The sequence below is a fragment of the Vibrio eleionomae genome, assembly GCF_009874545.1.
GTDB classification, from domain to species: domain Bacteria; phylum Pseudomonadota; class Gammaproteobacteria; order Enterobacterales; family Vibrionaceae; genus Vibrio; species Vibrio nitrifigilis.
The window spans coordinates 1-19,323 of the sequence record NZ_WEKT01000033.1 but is presented as its reverse complement, the minus strand read 5'-3'; the positions used below and the strand labels follow the sequence as shown (position 1 = coordinate 19,323).

Annotated in this window: 15 protein-coding genes, 1 rRNA gene and 1 other annotated feature; of the genes, 8 read left to right on the top strand and 8 right to left on the bottom strand. The window is 41.2% G+C overall.

The window, feature by feature from the left end; all coding sequences use genetic code 11:
* Nucleotides 1-26: 26 nt before the first annotated feature.
* Nucleotides 27-1,103 carry a 3-deoxy-7-phosphoheptulonate synthase gene (locus F9817_RS15640; RefSeq protein WP_161157103.1) on the top strand — a complete coding sequence of 359 codons (1,077 nt, stop codon included), beginning with the start codon at nt 27-29 and terminating at the stop codon, nt 1,101-1,103.
* A 13-nt stretch (nt 1,104-1,116) separates the two neighbouring features.
* Nucleotides 1,117-2,244, top strand: coding sequence for a bifunctional chorismate mutase/prephenate dehydrogenase (gene tyrA, locus F9817_RS15635; RefSeq protein ID WP_161157102.1), 1,128 nt, complete (start codon nt 1,117-1,119; stop codon nt 2,242-2,244).
* Between the two features lie 52 nt (nt 2,245-2,296).
* Here tyrA and F9817_RS15630 read toward each other — a convergent pair whose 3' ends face one another.
* Together F9817_RS15630 and ettA are read right to left on the bottom strand one after the other, a co-directional pair.
* Nucleotides 2,297-2,659: a PilZ domain-containing protein gene (locus tag F9817_RS15630; protein ID WP_329604794.1), complete on the bottom strand. Its 363-nt coding sequence runs from the start codon at nt 2,657-2,659 to the stop codon at nt 2,297-2,299.
* Nucleotides 2,660-2,829: 170 nt separating this feature from the next.
* Nucleotides 2,830-4,497 carry an energy-dependent translational throttle protein EttA gene (ettA, locus tag F9817_RS15625; RefSeq protein WP_161157100.1) on the bottom strand — a complete coding sequence of 556 codons (1,668 nt, stop codon included), beginning with the start codon at nt 4,495-4,497 and terminating at the stop codon, nt 2,830-2,832.
* A 285-nt stretch (nt 4,498-4,782) separates the two neighbouring features.
* Here ettA and F9817_RS15620 point away from each other — a divergent pair, with 285 nt between their 5' ends.
* Entirely contained in the window at nt 4,783-6,726 is a 1,944-nt protein-coding gene (locus F9817_RS15620; protein ID WP_161157099.1) for a transglycosylase SLT domain-containing protein, read from the top strand.
* Between the two features lie 54 nt (nt 6,727-6,780).
* Nucleotides 6,781-7,083 carry a trp operon repressor gene (gene trpR / locus F9817_RS15615; RefSeq protein WP_161157098.1) on the top strand — a complete coding sequence of 101 codons (303 nt, stop codon included), beginning with the start codon at nt 6,781-6,783 and terminating at the stop codon, nt 7,081-7,083.
* A gap of 48 nt (nt 7,084-7,131) precedes the next feature.
* Here the strand turns inward: trpR and yjjX are convergent, their stop codons facing one another.
* The 6 genes from yjjX to bamD form a co-directional block, all read right to left on the bottom strand.
* Nucleotides 7,132-7,662, bottom strand: a complete 531-nt coding sequence (gene yjjX, locus F9817_RS15610; protein WP_161157097.1) for an inosine/xanthosine triphosphatase — start codon at nt 7,660-7,662, stop codon at nt 7,132-7,134.
* Nucleotides 7,625-9,982: a putative bifunctional diguanylate cyclase/phosphodiesterase gene (locus F9817_RS15605; RefSeq protein WP_161157096.1), complete on the bottom strand. Its 2,358-nt coding sequence runs from the start codon at nt 9,980-9,982 to the stop codon at nt 7,625-7,627. The genes yjjX and F9817_RS15605 overlap by 38 nt, the downstream gene beginning before the upstream one ends.
* Nucleotides 9,966-11,009 (bottom strand): polyamine ABC transporter substrate-binding protein, encoded by a 1,044-nt coding sequence (locus F9817_RS15600; protein WP_161157095.1) that lies wholly within the window; start codon nt 11,007-11,009, stop codon nt 9,966-9,968. Before F9817_RS15600 ends, F9817_RS15605 begins: the two co-directional genes overlap by 17 nt.
* Before the next feature lie 184 nt (nt 11,010-11,193).
* Nucleotides 11,194-12,369 carry a prephenate dehydratase gene (gene pheA / locus F9817_RS15595; RefSeq protein WP_161157094.1) on the bottom strand — a complete coding sequence of 392 codons (1,176 nt, stop codon included), beginning with the start codon at nt 12,367-12,369 and terminating at the stop codon, nt 11,194-11,196.
* Between the two features lie 14 nt (nt 12,370-12,383).
* Nucleotides 12,384-12,505: a sequence feature (Phe leader region), on the bottom strand.
* 105 nt (nt 12,506-12,610) lie between these two features.
* The gene (gene hpf / locus F9817_RS15590; protein WP_161157093.1) at nt 12,611-12,925 is read right to left on the bottom strand and encodes a ribosome hibernation-promoting factor, HPF/YfiA family; all 315 of its coding nucleotides are present in this window, start codon (nt 12,923-12,925) and stop codon (nt 12,611-12,613) included.
* A gap of 367 nt (nt 12,926-13,292) precedes the next feature.
* Nucleotides 13,293-14,021: an outer membrane protein assembly factor BamD gene (gene bamD / locus F9817_RS15585; protein WP_161157092.1), complete on the bottom strand. Its 729-nt coding sequence runs from the start codon at nt 14,019-14,021 to the stop codon at nt 13,293-13,295.
* Between the two features lie 158 nt (nt 14,022-14,179).
* On the opposite strand from bamD, the gene rluD reads away from it, so the two are divergent.
* The 4 genes from rluD to F9817_RS15565 all read left to right on the top strand — a co-directional run.
* Nucleotides 14,180-15,154 carry a 23S rRNA pseudouridine(1911/1915/1917) synthase RluD gene (gene rluD / locus F9817_RS15580; RefSeq protein ID WP_161157091.1) on the top strand — a complete coding sequence of 325 codons (975 nt, stop codon included), beginning with the start codon at nt 14,180-14,182 and terminating at the stop codon, nt 15,152-15,154.
* Nucleotides 15,155-15,178: 24 nt separating this feature from the next.
* Nucleotides 15,179-15,907, top strand: coding sequence for a peptidoglycan editing factor PgeF (gene pgeF, locus F9817_RS15575; RefSeq protein ID WP_161157090.1), 729 nt, complete (start codon nt 15,179-15,181; stop codon nt 15,905-15,907).
* A gap of 120 nt (nt 15,908-16,027) precedes the next feature.
* Nucleotides 16,028-18,601 carry an ATP-dependent chaperone ClpB gene (clpB, locus tag F9817_RS15570; RefSeq protein WP_161157089.1) on the top strand — a complete coding sequence of 858 codons (2,574 nt, stop codon included), beginning with the start codon at nt 16,028-16,030 and terminating at the stop codon, nt 18,599-18,601.
* Between the two features lie 491 nt (nt 18,602-19,092).
* Nucleotides 19,093-19,323: ribosomal RNA gene (locus tag F9817_RS15565) — 16S ribosomal RNA — on the top strand; the annotation flags it as partial.

The following is a 19,323-nucleotide window of genomic DNA, read 5'->3' as shown; positions in this document are numbered from 1 at the left end:
GTAAAAAAAATATTACAGGTATCGAGATGAAAAAAAGTGATTTAAGTGATATCCATATCGTTGATGAAGAGATATTGATCACTCCAGACGTACTAAAAGCGAAAATTCCATTGAGTGATAAGGCGCGACGTTTTATCCGTCAATCTCGCCAAGAGATTGCAGACATCATTCATAAGAAAGATCACCGCTTATTAGTGGTTTGTGGTCCATGTTCAATCCATGATATTGAAGCCGCTAAAGATTACGCTCGTCGCCTGAAAGCTCTATCGGAAGAATTGAAAGATCAAATTTACTTAGTGATGCGGGTTTACTTTGAAAAACCACGTACCACAGTAGGTTGGAAAGGATTAATTAACGATCCTCGTTTAGATGGGACCTTTGATATTGAACAAGGTCTGCATATTGGTCGTCAGTTATTGGTTGATTTAGCCGAAATGGAAATCCCGCTGGCAACAGAAGCACTTGACCCAATCAGTCCTCAATATTTGTCAGATACCTTCAGTTGGGCTGCGATTGGCGCTCGTACTACTGAATCACAAACTCACCGTGAAATGGCGAGTGGTTTATCCATGCCAATTGGTTTCAAAAATGGTACTGATGGTAGCTTATCTACAGCCATTAATGCGATGCAAGCTGCTGCTTCTAGTCACCGTTTCATGGGCATTAGCCGCGAGGGGCAAGTTGCGTTATTGACTACTCGTGGTAACCATAATGGTCATGTGATTTTACGTGGTGGTAAACAGACCAATTACGATTCAGTGTCTGTGGCTGAGTGTGAACAGGAGATGCGCGATTCAGGTTTGGAACCGTCATTAATGATTGACTGTAGTCATTCAAATTCACGTAAAGATTACCGTCGTCAACCTTTAGTGGCGAATGATGCATTCAAACAAATTCGTCAAGGTAATACTTCTATTATTGGTTTGATGATTGAAAGTCATATTAATGAAGGTAGTCAATCTGCAGATCTTTCTCTAGAAGATATGGAATATGGTGTTTCTATTACTGATGCGTGTATTAATTGGAATACAACTGAAGAGCTATTACGTTCAGCACATCGTGACCTAACACCAGTATTAGAAGATCGACTAAAGAATAGTTAAGGAAGTAGAAAACATGGCCGAACAGTTACGTGCATTACGCGATCAAATTGATGCAGTAGATAAACAGATGGTTGAATTGCTCTCTCGCCGTTTAGCATTAGTTGAACAGGTTGGAGTGGTTAAAAGTCAGCATGGTTTACCTATTTATGCACCGGACCGTGAAGCGGCCATGTTAGCTTCTCGCCGTGAAGAAGCGGATCGCCAAGGTGTTCCACCACAATTAATTGAAGACATTTTACGCCGTACAATGCGTGAATCTTACTCAAGTGAAAAAGATTCAGGTTTTAAATGTTTAAAACCTGAGCTGCGTTCAGTTGTTTTAATTGGTGGTCGAGGACAACTTGGAACGTTATTTGGGCGAATGTTCCGTTTGTCTGGTTATGAGGTGAAAGTGATCGAAAAAGATGACTGGAGCCAAGCCGATGAAATTTTGCACGATGCTGGGTTAGTGATTGTGACCGTGCCAATTCACCTAACCTTAGAGGTGATAGGTAAACTAAACAAACTTCCCAAAGACTGTATTCTTGCTGATTTTACGTCGATTAAGTCTAAGCCACTAAAAGCGATGCTCGATGTGCATGAAGGTCCAGTGGTCGGATTGCATCCTATGTTTGGACCAGACGTCCCAAGTTTAGCTAAACAGGTGGTCGTTTGTTGTGATGGCCGTGGGGCAGAGCATTATCAATGGCTGCTTGAACAGTTGGGTATTTGGGGCGCTAGTATTTGTAACATTGCCGCAGAAGATCATGATCATGGGATGACTATGATTCAAGCGCTGCGCCACTTTACGACGTTTGCTTACGGTGTTCATTTATCCAAAGTGAAACCGAATATGGCTCAATTACTGCAATTAAGTTCACCTATTTATCGTCTTGAGATTGCTATGGTTGGGCGCTTGTTTGCACAAGATCCTAATTTATATGGAGATATTATTCTTTCCTCTCAAGAGAACGTGGATATGATAGAACGTTTTCATAAGAGTTTTACTGAGTCGGTTGAACTGATTAAGCGTGGTGACAAGCAAGGGTTTATCGATAATTTTGGCAAAGTCAGTGAGTGGTTTGGTGATTACTCTGAACAGTTTATGCGTGAAAGTCAGAATTTATTGAAACAGGCCCACGATGCGATTCATCGAGGTTAATGGAACAATTCATAAAAAACGCTGCTTTGAGCAGCGTTTTTTATTGCATCTTTTAGCTATCTTGGTCCATTAAATGGTCGAGGTCGCGATGTAACATATCGTCATTTCCCATATTAAGTTCGACTAACCTTTTCAGGTGAGCAAGGCTTTCTAAATCAATATGATCGACTTTTAAACGTAATATATTAGCTTTTAAATCGACAATGTTAGCAATAAGATTAATCTCAACATCACTGTCCGGGAGCTGTAATGATACTTCTATTACAGTGTCTGTCGATAGTGATTGTGGAGCCTCACAATGCACCAACATGCCGTGTAAGGAAATATCTCTTACCATTGCTGGGAAAGTAAGATCGCCTTGTTTTAAAGTCACTGGGGCTTGATAAATTACACGTAGAAAGCGACGTCTTTCCATCAAGATTCTATCCTCTAACTTAAGCTTTTTATCGAAAGATACAAATCTACTCACCTAAGCATAGCAAAGTTATTGCAAATAGAAGGTCTTATTTACATGTCTTCGGTTAGGTATTTTCCCGATATAAAAAAGGCTGCAATAAATATGCAGCCTATCTTTATTTCATAATATTACTTGGTAATACGTTTGTATTTAATACGATGAGGCTCAGCTGCTTGAGCGCCCTCAGTGGCTTTTAGCCATTCCATATACTCAGTGTAGTTACCTTCATAGAAGTTAACTTTGCCTTCATCACGGTAATCGATGATGTGAGTAGCAATACGGTCTAAGAACCAGCGGTCATGCGAGATAACCATGGCACAACCAGGGAACTCAAGTAACGCTTCTTCTAGTGCACGTAGCGTTTCTACATCAAGATCGTTGGTTGGTTCGTCGAGTAGTAATACGTTACCACCTGCTTTCAGCAATTTTGCTAAATGCACACGGTTGCGTTCACCACCAGATAGTTCACCGATGATTTTTTGTTGGTCGACACCTTTAAAATTGAAGCGAGAACAGTAAGCGCGCGCTTGAACTTCGTAATTGTTGATACGGATGATGTCGTTTCCTTCAGAAATTTCTTGGAAAACGGTTTTCTTATCGTCCATGCTATCGCGGAACTGATCAACTGATGCCAGTTTCACAGTATCACCCAATTCGATAGAACCTGAATCTGGTTGTTCTACGCCACTCAGCATTTTGAACAGCGTCGATTTACCTGCACCGTTGGCACCGACGATACCGACAATGGCACCTTTAGGCATACTGAATGAAAGATCATCGATAAGAACGCGGCCATCAAATGATTTAGTGAGGTTATTCACCTCGAGTACTTTATCACCTAAGCGTTCACCTGGTGGAATAAAGAGTTCGTTGGTTTCGTTACGTTTTTGGTGATCTGTGTTTTGCAATTCTTCAAAGCGCGCCATACGTGCTTTTGATTTTGCCTGACGACCTTTAGGGTTTTGACGAACCCATTCCAGTTCTTTCTCAATGGTTTTTTGACGAGCTTTCTCTTGAGCGGCCTCATGCTTCAAACGAGCGTCTTTCTGTTCAAGCCAAGAGCTGTAGTTACCTTCCCATGGAATACCTTCACCACGGTCAAGCTCTAAAATCCATCCAGCTGCGTTATCAAGGAAATAACGGTCGTGGGTGATCGCCACAACGGTACCAGAATAGTCAACAAGGAAGTGTTCCAGCCAAGCAACAGATTCGGCATCAAGGTGGTTGGTTGGTTCATCAAGTAACAACATGTCTGGCTTTTCGAGCAGTAAGCGACAGATGGCTACACGGCGACGTTCACCACCAGAAAGGTGTTGAATTTTTTGGTCCCACTCAGGAAGACGTAGAGCGTCTGCTGCGCGTTCCAATGAATTTTCAAGATTATGACCGTCTTTGGCTTGAATAAGTGCTTCTAGTTCGCCTTGTTCTTTAGCAAGAGCATCAAAATCGGCATCTGGCTCTGCGTATGCGGCATAAACTTCATCAAGGCGAGTTAGTGCTCCAGCCACATCGGCCACTGCTTCTTCAACGATTTCGCGAACTGTTTTGCTCTCATCTAGTACAGGTTCTTGAGGTAGATAACCTACATTTAGACCGGGTTGCGGACGAGCCTCACCATCATAATCTTTATCAATACCTGCCATGATGCGTAATAAAGTTGATTTACCCGCACCATTTAGACCTAAAACACCGATTTTAGCGCCCGGGAAAAAGCTCAACGAAATGTCTTTTAGTATTTGACGCTTAGGCGGCACAATTTTGCTCACCCGAGACATGGTATATACGTATTCAGCCATTGCCGATCGTTCCTAATCTTTTCAATAAAATAAAACCGTCATTCTATACTATACCCAAACAACCTCAAGGTGCTTATTGTTAGCATAATGGTAATTCCACTGTGTCTTCACAGCGATATCTCACCATTAAATACCTTAGATGAAGATTGAAAATAAATTGGACAATCATCAATAAATGTAAGCAATGTCCAATTCTTTACATCAAGTTAACTTCCCACGTGTTTACTTTTTTTCCTATAGTTTGCGTAATGGATGGTCTAGTAAAGGAGTTAAGGATTTTATTTCATGTCATTACTCTCTGTGTTCCGGCTGCCAAAGGTAGTACCGGCCTTATTTGTTTGTGGCCTGGTTTTTAGCAGTTCGTCATCTGCAGCAATCTCTCTTGAACAGCAGAGAAATTTGTACGATCAAGCGCAAGATTGGCTTGATGAAGACGATGTCGCTGCATACCAAAAAGTACGCGCAAAACTAAAAAACTATCCACTCGCGCCATATCTCGATTATCGTGCGATGTTGGTTAATATTGGGAAAAAATCTCCGCAACAAGTTCGGGAATTTGTTCACAATTATCGAGATTATCCATTTTCAGCTCGTATCAGTGCTCCTTATTTAACAGCGCTTGCCAAAGAAAAAAAGTGGCAAGAATTTTTAGCATTTCAGCATCATGAACCTATCGGAGAGTCATTTCAGTGTGATTACTATTACGCTAAATGGGTGACCGGTGATCAGAAATCTGCTTTTCGCGGTGCGCGAGCTTTATGGTTAAAAGGCGATAGTATTGCTGATGAGTGCGATCCTCTGTTTCGTGCTTGGGCACAATCTGGTGGACGTACTGATGCGTTAATTTATCAACGGATGCTGTTGGCGTTTGATGCCAGAAACCCCAATTTAATCAGTTATCTTGCTCAAAAACTGCAAGACCAAGATATGATGCAATGGGGGATGAATATGTTAGAGCTATATTCTCACCCACAACGAATTGTCTATTTTGCTAAGCGGTTTCCACATACTTCCCAGCTTGGCGATTTAATCGAATTGTCCATCAAGAAAGTTGCTAGAAGTGATGCAAAGAAAGCGAGACGATTGCTCAATAGCGTTAAAGAGCTGCCACATTGGCGTGAAAAACAGACCCATAATTTGGCGCGATATATTACCTTACAATTACTGCATGATGATGACCAAACCTTAGTTCAATGGCGCGACAGTGTCGTTGCTGCCAGCAAAGATCCGCTGTTAGTACAAATACGGACCCGCCTTGCCATTCGACATGCTGATTGGCAGGGAGTTAAAGCATGGATCAGCTTATTACCGAAACATGAGCAAGAATCGCTTCGCTGGCAATATTGGTTAGGTCGTAGCGATATGGAGTTAGGTTTAAAAGCGCAAGGAACCAAGCGATTAAGTAAGGTCATTGGTCAACGCAACTTTTACAGTGTCGCAGCGGCAAACGCATTAAAACAGTCGATTCATTATCCAAACCACGAGGTGAATTACAGAGCGGGGGTTGTTGCTCCATATACTAAAGCTCTTGACCGCATTGATGAACTCATCAAGCGGGACAAAATTGCTGCCGCTAAGCGTGAGTGGGGGTGGTTACTGGATCGTGTCAATCATACCGAAAAGGAGATGCTTGCTGTTTATGCGGCAAACCAGCATTGGTATCACCTCACTGTGACAGCGTCTATCTCTGCAAGCCTATGGGATAATATTGAATTGCGTTTTCCATTAGCCCATCAATGGTGGTTTAAGTTTTGGGGCAATAAGCACAATGTCGATCCTATTACTTTAATGTCGGTTGCGCGCCAAGAAAGTGCATTAGATGCGGATGCCCATTCCTCTGTTGGGGCAAGAGGTATTATGCAAATTATGCCTTCAACTGCGCGTTATACAGCGAAAAAATACCAACTCGATTATTCGGGAGCCGATGAACTTTATGATGTAGGTAAAAATATTGAAATAGGTAGTCATTACTTCAAAAGCCTATTAAAACGGTATGATAAAAATCGTATTTTTGCTCTAGCTGCATACAATGCAGGTCCCGCAAGAGTTGATCGTTGGCGCTCAGAAACTCAAGGTAAACTCGGTCCATATGCTTTTATTGAATCTATCCCTTACAAAGAAACGCGTGGTTACGTACAAAACATATTGATGTTTGAAGTTTACTATCGTGATTTGACTGGCACGCAAGGGCGGTTTTTAACTTCAATGGAGACGCAAGCAAGATATTGATTCTTTAGGTCGGTCATCTACAATAGGCTGATATATCAATTTATGAGAACTGTTATGTCACAACAACCAGAATACACTGAGTGGCAGCAGTTGATGGCATTAGTTGAACGTGCGGCCAAGACTGGACAGCACGAAATGTTATTAACCATGCTGATGACTGCTGATGAAAGAGATGCTTTGATTGCTAGAGTAAATATCTTCAGCGAATTAATGAAAGGTGAGTTGTCGCAAAGGCAGATCAGCCAAATGCTGGGAGTTGGTATTGCAACAATCACTCGAGGTTCGAATGAATTGAAGTCTTGCTCTGAAGAAGATAAAAAAGTTCTTGATAGCTTGATAAAGCAACCAGAAGCTTAAATAAAAATGGCTAACGATGAGTTAGCCTTTTTTATTAGAAAAATACCTTTATACGAGGTTTGCAGGGAAATAAGCGGGATTAAGAAAAGGGACTAACGCTAAGATCAGTGCTTGGTGATATACAGAACTTCGCGTTAATTGAAATTGAGTCAAAAGGCCTATTGCTCCCCCTTTTTGCTTGATGTTTTCGGTAGCAAAAAGTTCGTCCATTACATCACCAAGTTCATGGGCCTTGGCTAATTTGGCTAGAACCAAAGGAGGAAGCTCTAAACTTGCTGAGCGAGATTCACCACGATTCTGTGAATTTTCAATAACCATCCAAGCAAATGTTGCTTTCCCTTCAATGCCAGCTTCAATACCAACATAAAAATCAGCATCAGGTTGAGCTTCTTTAGCGTTGCGGACTCTATTGATGGCTCCAAGATGAGTCTCACGATCACTCATCGGTTGATCAGAGACTTCGCTAGGTACGCTGACACCACTAAACTCAAACATATTTCCGGGAAATACGGTTTCGAAAGCCGTTTGAACCGCACTGATTTTAGCTGGATTGAGTGATGAAATGATGACCTTTTGCATTATTTACCGTTTCTTGTTTATTAGTGTGCCACTCAATTATGCCACTGTAAGACATGGGTTGGGCATAAAAATAGCCTTGTAGATAGTCACACTGGTGGGAAGATACCCAATGGTGACTATCGTAATTTTCTACTCCCTGAGCTGTTACCGTCATGCCTTGTGAATGGCACAGTTCAATCAGTGGTTTAATCACACTCTGCTTATTCTTCTCAGACAATGTCTCTAGGAAGTGTCGACCAAACTTAATATTCTTCACGGGATATTGAAGTAGCTGTGCTAAAGAGGTGTGATGGACACCGAAATCATCAATTGTCAGACCAAATCCTAAGTGATTCAATTCGGTCAGCAGTAAATAGTTCTGTTTATCTGCTGTAAAAGTCTCAGTGATTTCAAATGCGACCATATTAGGTGATATTTGATGCTTATGAGCCTGCTTATCAATAAAGTTTGCCAACTCAAGTGAAGTTAGTGTTGCTGTTGATAAATTAATTGATAGCTGAAGTGATTCATTAAGTACTTTCCTTAACGTAGTATATTGGCTAAAGGCCGTTTTGATTACCCAGCGGTCAAGTAAATTGAACAAACCAGTTTGCTCTGCCACAGGGATAAACTCTTTCGGTGAAACATCACCTAGATGCTTGGAATGCCATCTTAGCAGTACTTCTACACCGGCTATCATGCCATCAGTTCGAGAAAAATAAGGCTGATAATAAAGTGTAAACTCGTCATCAAAATTTCCTGAACGTAGAGCGCGTTCGATACGATTACGGCGTTGTACTTCTTTATCCAGTTTTCTGGAATAGAAAGAAATTTGGTTTTTACCTGAGTTTTTAGCCTGATACATGGCCGCATCGGCATGTATTAATAGTTTATCTATATGATCGCCATCTTGAATATAGGTGGAAATCCCCACACTGGCCGTTATCGGGAGGTTAGACAAAGCGGTACTTGATTTATTTAAAATCGGTTCCAACAGTAGTTCTGCAAACTTTTGCGCTGAGTGCGGCAATCTATGTGGACTACAAATGATAATGGCAAATTCATCTCCAGATAACCGTGCAGGAATACTGACCACACCATCTTCTCGCTGGAATTCATCACAAAGTAGCCGCATGTGAGTGGCAAAACTAATGAGAAGAGAATCTCCAACCTGATGACCATATTTGTCGTTTACATATTTAAAATTATCTAAATCTATATATAGCACCCAAGCGTGGTGCTTTGGTGGCAATTCGGCTAGAGCTTTCTGCGCTTGAACTTGGAATTGGTGGCGGTTAGCTAGCTTAGTCAGGTGATCATTTTCTGCCAGAATTTTAGTACGTTGATAAGTACTTTCTAATTCGGTGTACATGACATAAAAACGAGTCGATAAACGCCCAATTTCATCATTTGTGTTGAGCTTTTCTATGTTACGTCGCTGTTTATTTTCCACTTCTTGGAGCTGAGAATCGAGACGTAAGATTGGGTTAATCACGTGACGATAGAGCAATATCAAGAGTAGCAATACTGTGACAAAGGCTGAAACGCTAAAAGAGACCAAAAGATCTTTTTGAATCGAACTCAGCTGGTTTTTTAACAACATTGGGGCAGGGTCAAATATCGCATATAGCCCTGGTTGTAATTCAACACTTTGTAATAATGGGTAATTGTGTTTCGGTGGAGTATGGGCGAAATACACAAGGGTTTTATTGTCATACTCCATCTTGTGCCTTAAGGCGTTGAACTGATCAAGTTTGACATAAACCACAACAAAGAACACTTCATCACGATTGTAGCTCAGCGGCGTTTCTAACGTTTGTGTATCAAGGACATCATAGCGAACTAATACGCCATCTCCTGAAGAGTTAGTGGTAAAACTCACATCCGATGTTCTGCGTGTTTTCTCAAAGCGCGCATCAACGTATTTTTTTACCGTGGGGTCTATTTGAGCAAATGGATCATTGCTGTTCTCAGCGTAATAAAGCACCTTTTTGTTGCCATCGAGAATGGATAATGCAACAAATTTTTGCTCACTTGGCTGCAAAATATGCAGTGTTTCATGCATATTGTCGACAAGTTCTAGCTCTCGGTAAGGGTTTTGTTTGTGAGAGAAGTAGTAACGAATAATGTCACTTTTGGCTAAGGTGAATGAATAGCTACTGACCAGTGCTTTCGTTTGACGAAAGTGGCTGGCCAGTTTTTCCATATTCAATTGAAGATAACTATCCGTACGTTTGATTAACGCATCTTTTTGACTGTTATATATGATGTAATTTGACGCAGCCGAACTCAGTAGAATAACCGGAGCGATCAACAAAAGTATTCTATGGTTTAGCTTCATGTTGATTGATTATACTATTTATAATTTTTGCTCTGACGTTTAAATTTGCTGGTGAAAGTTCACTGTCGATAAGACCACCGCCTTGTGCTGCAGCGGGAGGAAAAATAGATTTATCATTCACATATGACTTTGGCAATATTTTTAGGGCTGCAGTATTAGGTGTTGCAGCTCGAATATCCAGCGCGTTTATTTTTGCTATTTCTGGATCCATTAAGAATTCCAAAAACTCTTTTGCTTCTTTCTTGACGTGAGAATTACTGTTTATTGCCATACAGTCAATCCATAAATACGGTTCTCCATCCGGTGTCACAAAATCCCAGTCATCATTGTCAAAAAAACGATTTAGAGAGTACTGATCACCGCTGTAGGCGACGGCCAAATGCAATTTATCACTGTTTTTATGGCTGCGAACGTAGCTAAGTAAATATTCAAATGTCAGTATATTCGGGTTTGCTTTCAGCATTTTCTGATAAGCTTGTTTTAAAGCGTTTTCATTATCAGTAATCGGTGAGTAATCAAGGCTATAAAGAGCGGGTAGTAGTGTTTCTACACTATCTTGAATCATGCCCACATGGCCTTTTTGCTTGTCCGACATTTGTACGACGTCATTCCATTTTGTTGGAATATGGTCGACCTTGCTTTTACGGTATGCAATACCCACTGAACCCCAAAAATAAGGAATGGCGTGAGTACCACAGGCTTGATTCCAGCGAGGAAGGTTGTTTTTGCGATTAGGCAAATCTTTCAAATTTTCGAATACATTCTGACGGGAAAAAAGATGAGCAGAAATGTTATCTAATACCACAATATCAAAAGGTAGTTGTAAACTTTTTAGCATTAATAAACTACGTTCATCATCGTTATCAAAATGGTATAAATTTAATTTTACATTGTGACTTTCGTTCCATTTGTTTATAACGCGTTTCGATAACGTGTCTTCCCATAAATAAATGTTAAGTTCAGTCGCAGTAGCAAATTTCACAAACAGCAAACTTGCTAGTAAGGAAATGATAACACCCTTCTTCATAATAAAGTTGTTTAACCTTTTAAAGTAGACAGCAATTAGAGAAATGATCAGGAGTGAAAGGTGCCAATTAAAGAAAATCTGACACAAAACCCATTGATACCAAGTTACTTTTATGCAAACGATTGTAAAGTAAGCAATGTGTTCGTGTCAGCATTTTTCTTATTCTATATTGATATACCAACTATTAATTCAATTTAATTTGTGTCGGTTTAACGTTTTCAATTGGGTATGAGCCAAGTACTTTTAAATGCCGAGTTAATTTAGTTAGTTCACTTAAAGCTTGCTGCATTTCAGGTGATTCTAAATGAGATTCTAAATCAACATAAAACATTTCTTCCCATGGGTTGCCCATTATTGGGCGTGATTCTAATTTAGTCATATTAATTCCATAACGTTGTAGAACTAATAAAGAAGAAACGAGAGAGCCAGCTTCCTGACCCGTTGACATTATCAAGGTTGTTTTAGCCGGTATTTGTGATGAGACATCGACAGGTTTACGTGCCACAACAATAAAACGAGTGTAGTTTTCAGTTTGATTTGAAATGTGTGATTTTATTGGTTGTAACCCATACAGTTTACCACTTGCAGCACTACCAATTGCTGCCACTTCAGGGCGATTTATTTCGTGAACTTTCTTCATTGCGTCGGCAGTGCTTGCGCAGGATTCCAGTTGAACATCTTTCATATGACGCAAAAATTCACTGCATTGTTGGTGTGGCTGGGGATGAGAATAGAGAACTTTAATATCTTCTAAACTTACATCAGCAGTCGCGAGTAGGCTGTGTTCGATCGGCTGAGTTATTTCACCCACAATATAAAGGGTGGTGTGCTGTAGAATATCGTACACTTCATTGATAGAGCCGGAACTGGTGTTTTCTATTGGCAAAACACCAAAATCAGCATGACCTGCTTCAACGGTTTCAGTGATATCTCGGAAATGTTGGCAGTTCAATTCTATGAGTTCTGTTTGCTTACGACTGAAATACTCACGTGTTGCTAAATGTGAGTACGAGCCTTTTGCTCCCAAAAAGGCAACTCGAGCTAAAGGTTTACTGTAATTCGGGTTGGCCAATTCTTGTAAATAGGATTGCTGCAATAACACGGAATCTTCAATAATTGTGTGGAAGATCTTTGTGATGTATTGAGCGTCTAGGGCGTAGTGTTCTTTACCTTTGTTGATAAGTTTTACTAACAGTTCTTGCTCTCGTTTTGCATCACGAACAGGTTTTGATGTTTTGACTTTGCTTTTGGCTACTTCAATGCTTAATTGACGGCGTTCCGATAGCAGAGAGAGTAGTTGATCATCCAGTTCATTTAGGCGCAATCTAATCTCCTCTAAGGAGTAAGATTTGTCTGTCATTGTAAATTATCCTTATAAAAAAAGCCTCCCGTTTGGGAGGCTTTCTGTTCGCTTTTGACTTTCTTTATGCCAACGACCAGCCTCCGAGCATTAGCGGAGAAAAAAGAAGTCAAAAAAGAACAGGCGATGATTCATATTGTTTATGAAATCCAAATTTGGTTAGTACCCTCACAATAAGCAAGGCCAGTTAAAGCGTCAAGCAAAAAAATAGCGCCAAAAGGCGCTATTGCTAAAGTATTCGTTATAAAAGAGCCGTCGGTGAAGAGCGTCTGGCTTCTGGTTTGTGACGCAACTTATTGAGTTGGCGTTCCAATTTTTGTTCTACGTCGTTAATGGCGACATAGAGGTCTTCATGAGTCGAAGATGCATTCAACTGACCTTTTGGGATACTCACATTAGCATCGAATTTTTTCTGTTTATTCGGTGCTTCACTAAAGCTTGCTTGGCAGCTAATTATGTCCACTTGCCATTTTTCTAGCTTTTTAAATTTACTTTCAATGTGATTACGGATGGCAGAGGTAACGTCGATGTTTTTACCAGTGATGTTCAATTGCATAAAAATTTCCTCTGTTATGTCCCTTATTGGATGACTCCAGACTGCAGGATGTAATACTGGATTTATGTGATATAGATCACTTTATAACATGGAGTTTTGGGGTTTGAAACTGAACGTGATCTTCCGCAAGGAGTGGCCAAAAAAGAAGTAGAAAAAGCTTGAGATCCACAAAATACGGGTTACATTGGTGTAAGTAGAGACTAAAAATCCCTGATTATTTAGTGGATTGTCTCGTGCTGAAAATAAGGTTGTGCAAGAAATGCTCGCTGATAAAACGTGATGTTTATCACTTTTTATCACAGAGTATTTCATAAAAAGGGCCACTTTTATAAGTGGCCCTTTTCTATTTTTTGAATCTGAATACTAATTAAATTTCAGGATTTAATTGTATTAATTTCTCTGTGCGTTGCACTGCTTTAGTTAATCCTAACTTTTTGTAGGCTTTCGCTTCTATTTCTAGTGACTTACGCGCAGCTTCAGTATCTGGATAGGTTTTTTGGATTTCCTGACAACGATTGATCGCTGCTATCCAAGCTTCGCGACGTAAATAAAAATCAGCCGTTGCCAAATCATAGTCGGCTAGGCGGTTTTTAAGTGCGAACATACGTTTTTCAGCGTCTTTAGCATAAAGGCTATTAGGGTAACGTTCTAATAGCTTCTTAAAATCTGCAAATGCTGATTTAGCGGGTTCTGGATCACGATCACTACGATCAATGCCAAATAAACTTTGCATGAAGTTGCTATCTTGTGCCATGTAAGTAAGACCGCGCATGTAAAGTACCCAGTCCATTTGCGGATGAGTTGGGTTTAAACGGATAAAACGTTCAATAGCCGCACTTGCCATAGCAAGATCATCGCTTTTGTAATAGGCGTAGATAAGGTTGAGCTGGACTTGTTCTGAATAGGCGCCAAAAGGATAGCGAGAATCCAAGGCTTCCAGTTTGGAAATCGCAGTTTCCCAGTTACCAGACTGTAGGGACTCTTGAGATTCTGAGTAAAGTTGTGAAGGTGGTACATCAGGAACTACTTTCTTGCTACTTGAACAGCCAAATAAAAGTGTAACAGCGAGTAGGCCCGTTATAGTCTGATATTTCATGTCAGGAGATGCTTCCTTGAAATTAGTGCTTCTTAAACATTAGGAGCGAATGTGCTCCGTAAAACGTGACGTTACTTTCTTAGCAGTAACAGATACAATGGCGTCATATATTATCCATACTAGTGGCATTAGTCCCACGGTTTTTGAAAAAGTTCGATATGGCGCAACAGATTCAACTTACACAAACAGTAAAAGAAAGCCAACTTGGTCAACGTTTAGACCAAGCTGTGGCTGAACTCTTCAGTGATTTTTCACGTTCTCGACTTAAAGATTGGCTACTTGAAGGCAAAATCACGGTCGATGGCGAAGTCGTCACTAAACCAAGAACCAAAGTTCTTGGTGGTGAAGTATTAACCGTATTAGCTGAGCTAGAAGATGAAGAACGTTGGGAAGCGCAGGATATCCCATTGAACATTGTTTATGAAGATGACGATATTATTGTTATCAATAAACCTCGTGATTTCGTTGTTCACCCTGGTGCTGGTACTCCTGATGGTACTGTGCTTAATGCATTGCTTTTTCATTACCCGGCAATTGCAGAAGTACCACGTGCGGGTATTGTGCATCGTCTAGATAAAGACACGACTGGTTTGATGGTGGTGGCTAAAACAGTTCCTGCTCAAACATACTTAGTGAGAGAGTTACAAAAACGTAATATCACTCGTGAATATGAAGCCATTGCTATTGGTAGCATGACTGCAGGTGGTAAGGTCGATAAGCCGATTGGTCGTCACTCAACTAAACGAACGTTAATGGCAGTTACTCCAACGGGTCGTCACGCAGTCACACATTATCGTGTTGCAGAGCATTTTCGTGAACATACGCGTATTCGTCTTCGCCTAGAAACAGGACGTACTCACCAGATTCGTGTCCATATGTCATATATCCAGCATCCATTGTTAGGAGACTCTGCATATGGTGGTCGAGCTAGAATTCCTAAAGGCGCTTCTGAAGAACTAACCGCTATGATTCGTGGCTTTGATCGCCAGGCTCTCCATGCAGCTATGCTGCGTTTTGATCACCCTATTACAGGTGAGCTTTTGGAGTTCCATGCTCCAGTCCCTAATGATATGGTGGTTATGGCAGAAGCATTGCGTGAAGATGCAAAGCAAAATCCATTAGAAGAATACTAATTACTTGATGAGACGTTGACATTAATGATACACATTATCCCTAATTGGCCAGCCCCAAATTCTATTAAAGCATTTGCTTCTACTCGTATTGGTGGATGCTCTAAAGCCCCTTACCAAGGGCTGAATTTAGGGTTGCACGTTGGGGATGATCCAAATGTTGTTGAGCGTAATCGGCAAGTAGTAGAAGCGGAGGCAAATATGCCTTCCGCTCCTGTATGGTTAAATCAAACTCACTCAACTCAAGTTGCAATATTGCAAGCACCAACAACGCAGATTCTTGATGCCGATGGTAGTGTGACAGATAAGCCTAATGTGGTTTGCTCTGTGATGACAGCAGATTGTTTACCTGTCTTAATTACTAATCGTTCAGGTTCACGTGTTGCTGCTGTGCATGCCGGATGGCGAGGACTTGCTGGTGGTATTGTTGAACAAGCTCTGCGTCATTTTTCCGAGGACCCCATGGTATGGTTGGGACCGGCGATTGGACCTAGGGCATTTGAAGTTGGTGAGGATGTTCTTCAGGCATTTACTTGTGAGCACTCAGAGACTGAGCAAGCCTTTAAACCAGGTAATAAAGCGGGTAAGTGGTGGGCTGATATGGACTTAATTACCCGAATCCGTTTAAAAGCATTGGGTATCACGGATGTTTATTCCTCGAATCTGTGTACTTATGAAAATGCAGAGCAGTTTTATTCTTATCGCCGCGATGGTGTCACAGGTCGGCAAGCTACTTTTATTTGGATTGAACAATAAAGTCACTTATCTAGTTCACTAAATGTAAATAAATTCGTCCATTTCCCTTGAAATTGTCTTGTCGGGTGACCATTTTCCTAACGTAATCAATTTAACTCATTTGAGGTTAGGAAGGTTGTTATGCGTCTTGATAGATTTACAAGTAAATTTCAAGTAGCCATTTCCGACGCTCAGTCACTCGCACTTGGGCGGGATCATCAGTACATCGAACCAGTACATTTGATGGTAGCACTGATGGATCAAAATGGCAGTCCAATTCGTCCTTTACTCACCATGCTTGACGTCGATGCAATGCAGTTGCGTTCTAAACTCGGTGAGATGCTCGACCGTTTGCCAAAAGTGACTGGCATTGGTGGTGATGTTCAGCTTTCTAACAATTTAGGCACTCTATTTAATGTTTGCGATAAAGTCGCTCAGAAACGTAAAGATGCGTATATCTCTTCTGAAATATTTTTGTTAGCGGCATTACAAGATCGTGGTCCATTAGGGGACCTACTAAAAGAGTTCGGTCTAACCGAAAAAACAGTGAGTGCCGCAATTGAAAAAATCCGCGGTGGTCAAACTGTCAATGATCCAAATGCTGAGGAATTAAGACAAGCATTAGAAAAATATACTATCGATCTGACTGAACGAGCTGAACAAGGCAAGCTAGATCCTGTTATCGGCCGTGACGATGAAATTCGGCGTATTATCCAAGTATTGCAGCGTCGTACGAAAAATAACCCGGTTATCATTGGTGAACCAGGGGTTGGTAAGACTGCAATTGTTGAAGGGTTAGCTGAACGTATCATTAACAATGAAGTGCCAGAAGGACTACGGGGTCGTCGTGTATTGGCGTTAGATATGGGAGCACTGGTTGCTGGTGCTAAATATCGCGGTGAGTTTGAAGAACGTTTGAAATCATTACTTAATGAACTTTCGAAAGAAGAAGGTAATGTTATTCTGTTCATTGACGAACTCCATACTATGGTCGGCGCGGGTAAAGGCGAAGGCTCAATGGATGCTGGTAATATGCTTAAACCAGCACTGGCTCGCGGTGAACTTCACTGTGTGGGCGCGACAACATTAGATGAATATCGTCAATACATCGAAAAAGACCCAGCATTAGAACGTCGTTTCCAAAAAGTGCTGGTGGATGAACCAAGTGTTGAAGATACAGTTGCCATCTTACGTGGCTTGAAAGAGCGATACGAACTGCACCATCATGTGGAAATTACCGATCCAGCAATTGTGGCTGCTGCAACGCTATCTCATCGTTATGTTTCTGATCGTCAGTTGCCTGATAAAGCGATTGACTTAATTGATGAAGCGGCTTCTAGCATTCGTCTACAAATAGATTCAAAACCAGAAGCGCTCGATAAACTGGAACGAAAAATTATCCAGTTAAAAATCGAACAGCAAGCATTAACTAACGAGCATGATGATGCGAGCGAAAAACGCTTAGGTATTTTAAACGAAGAGTTAGAAGAAAAAGAGCGTGATTATGCAGAGCTAGAAGAAGTTTGGAATGCTGAAAAAGCTGCATTATCAGGTACACAGCATATTAAATCTGAGTTAGAACAAGCTCGATTGGATATGGAAGTTGCTCGTCGTGCCGGTGATTTAAGCCGCATGTCTGAATTACAGTATGGGCGTATACCTGAGTTAGAAAAGCAACTCGACTTAGCCGCGCAAGCAGAAATGCAAGAGATGACCTTGTTGCGTAACAAAGTAACAGATGCGGAAATAGCGGAAGTGCTTTCTAGGCAAACGGGGATTCCGGTTTCGAAAATGTTGGAGGCAGAAAAAGAAAAACTGCTACGCATGGAAGATGTTCTGCATGAGCGTGTGGTTGGTCAGGTAGAGGCTGTTGAAGTTGTCGCTAATGCTATTCGTCGTAGCCGTGCAGGTTTATCTGATCCGAACCGTCCAATTGGTTCGTTCCTATTCTTAGGTCCAACTGGGGTAGGTAAAACTGAATTGTGTAAGACACTCGCTAACTTTATGTTTGATAGCGAAGATGCCATGGTTCGTATTGATATGTCCGAATTTATGGAAAAACATTCAGTGGCTCGTTTGGTTGGTGCGCCCCCAGGTTACGTCGGGTATGAAGAGGGCGGCTATTTAACTGAGGCCGTGCGTCGCAAACCTTATTCAGTCATCTTACTTGATGAGGTGGAAAAGGCTCACCCAGATGTCTTTAATATCTTATTACAAGTACTGGATGATGGTCGTTTGACGGATGGTCAAGGTCGAACTGTCGATTTTCGTAACACAGTCGTGATCATGACGTCTAACTTGGGGTCAGAGCGCATTCAAGAAAGTTTCGCTCATGTTGATTATCAGGGAATGAAAGAACAGGTAATGGAAGTGGTTACTCAGCATTTCCGACCGGAGTTCTTAAACCGTGTGGATGAAACCGTCGTGTTCCACCCATTAGGCCAAGAGCATATTCGTTCTATTGCGTCTATTCAGCTTGACCGTCTACGTGCTCGTTTGCTTGATCGCGACTATGAATTGAAAGTTGATGATGAAGCATTAGCATTGATTGCCGAAGTTGGATTTGATCCAGTTTATGGTGCGCGTCCATTAAAACGTGCAATTCAACAAAATGTGGAAAACCCACTAGCAAAATCAATGTTGGCAGGGGAGTTTGTTCCAGGACAACCTATTTATCTGAGTGTTAAAGATGGGCATATAGACGCGAGACAGTAATATTTGCCTGTTATAACCGCAGCAAAGGAAGGGCTATTAGCCTTTCCTTTGTTGTTTTTAGGGGGATAAATGAACGTTTTGAATATCCTTTAACCATTCAGACTGAATTCTGGAATAATTTAGCAATTAGCTATTGCCAAGTATTAGAAAGTCCCTATAATTCGCTTCCGTTGTCAGGCACAAGATAGTTATCTCGCCTACAACAAGACGGTTTTTAAGTTTAAGAAATTAAATGAAAAAAGTGGTTGACTGAAAAGAATTAATCGCTAGAATAATCGTCCGCTTTGAGAGAAAATTTCTTGAAAAGCAAGCTCTTTAACAATTTAAACCTATCAATCTGTGTGGGCACTCGTTGATGATAATCAAATGAGAAACTTCGGTTTCCAATTGGTTTCAATGAACTGAGTGACCAATCAAGACCTCGGTCTTGGCACAGTCAATTCAACATTACTTAGTAATGTATTCAGTATTCATTGAGCCACAAAAAACTTTAATTGAAGAGTTTGATCATGGCTCAGATTGAACGCTGGCGGCAGGCCTAACACATGCAAGTCGAGCGGCAGCGACATAAACAAACCTTCGGGGGCGCTTATGGGCGGCGAGCGGCGGACGGGTGAGTAATGCCTGGGAAATTGCCCTGATGTGGGGGATAACCATTGGAAACGATGGCTAATACCGCATAATAGCTTCGGCTCAAAGAGGGGGACCTTCGGGCCTCTCGC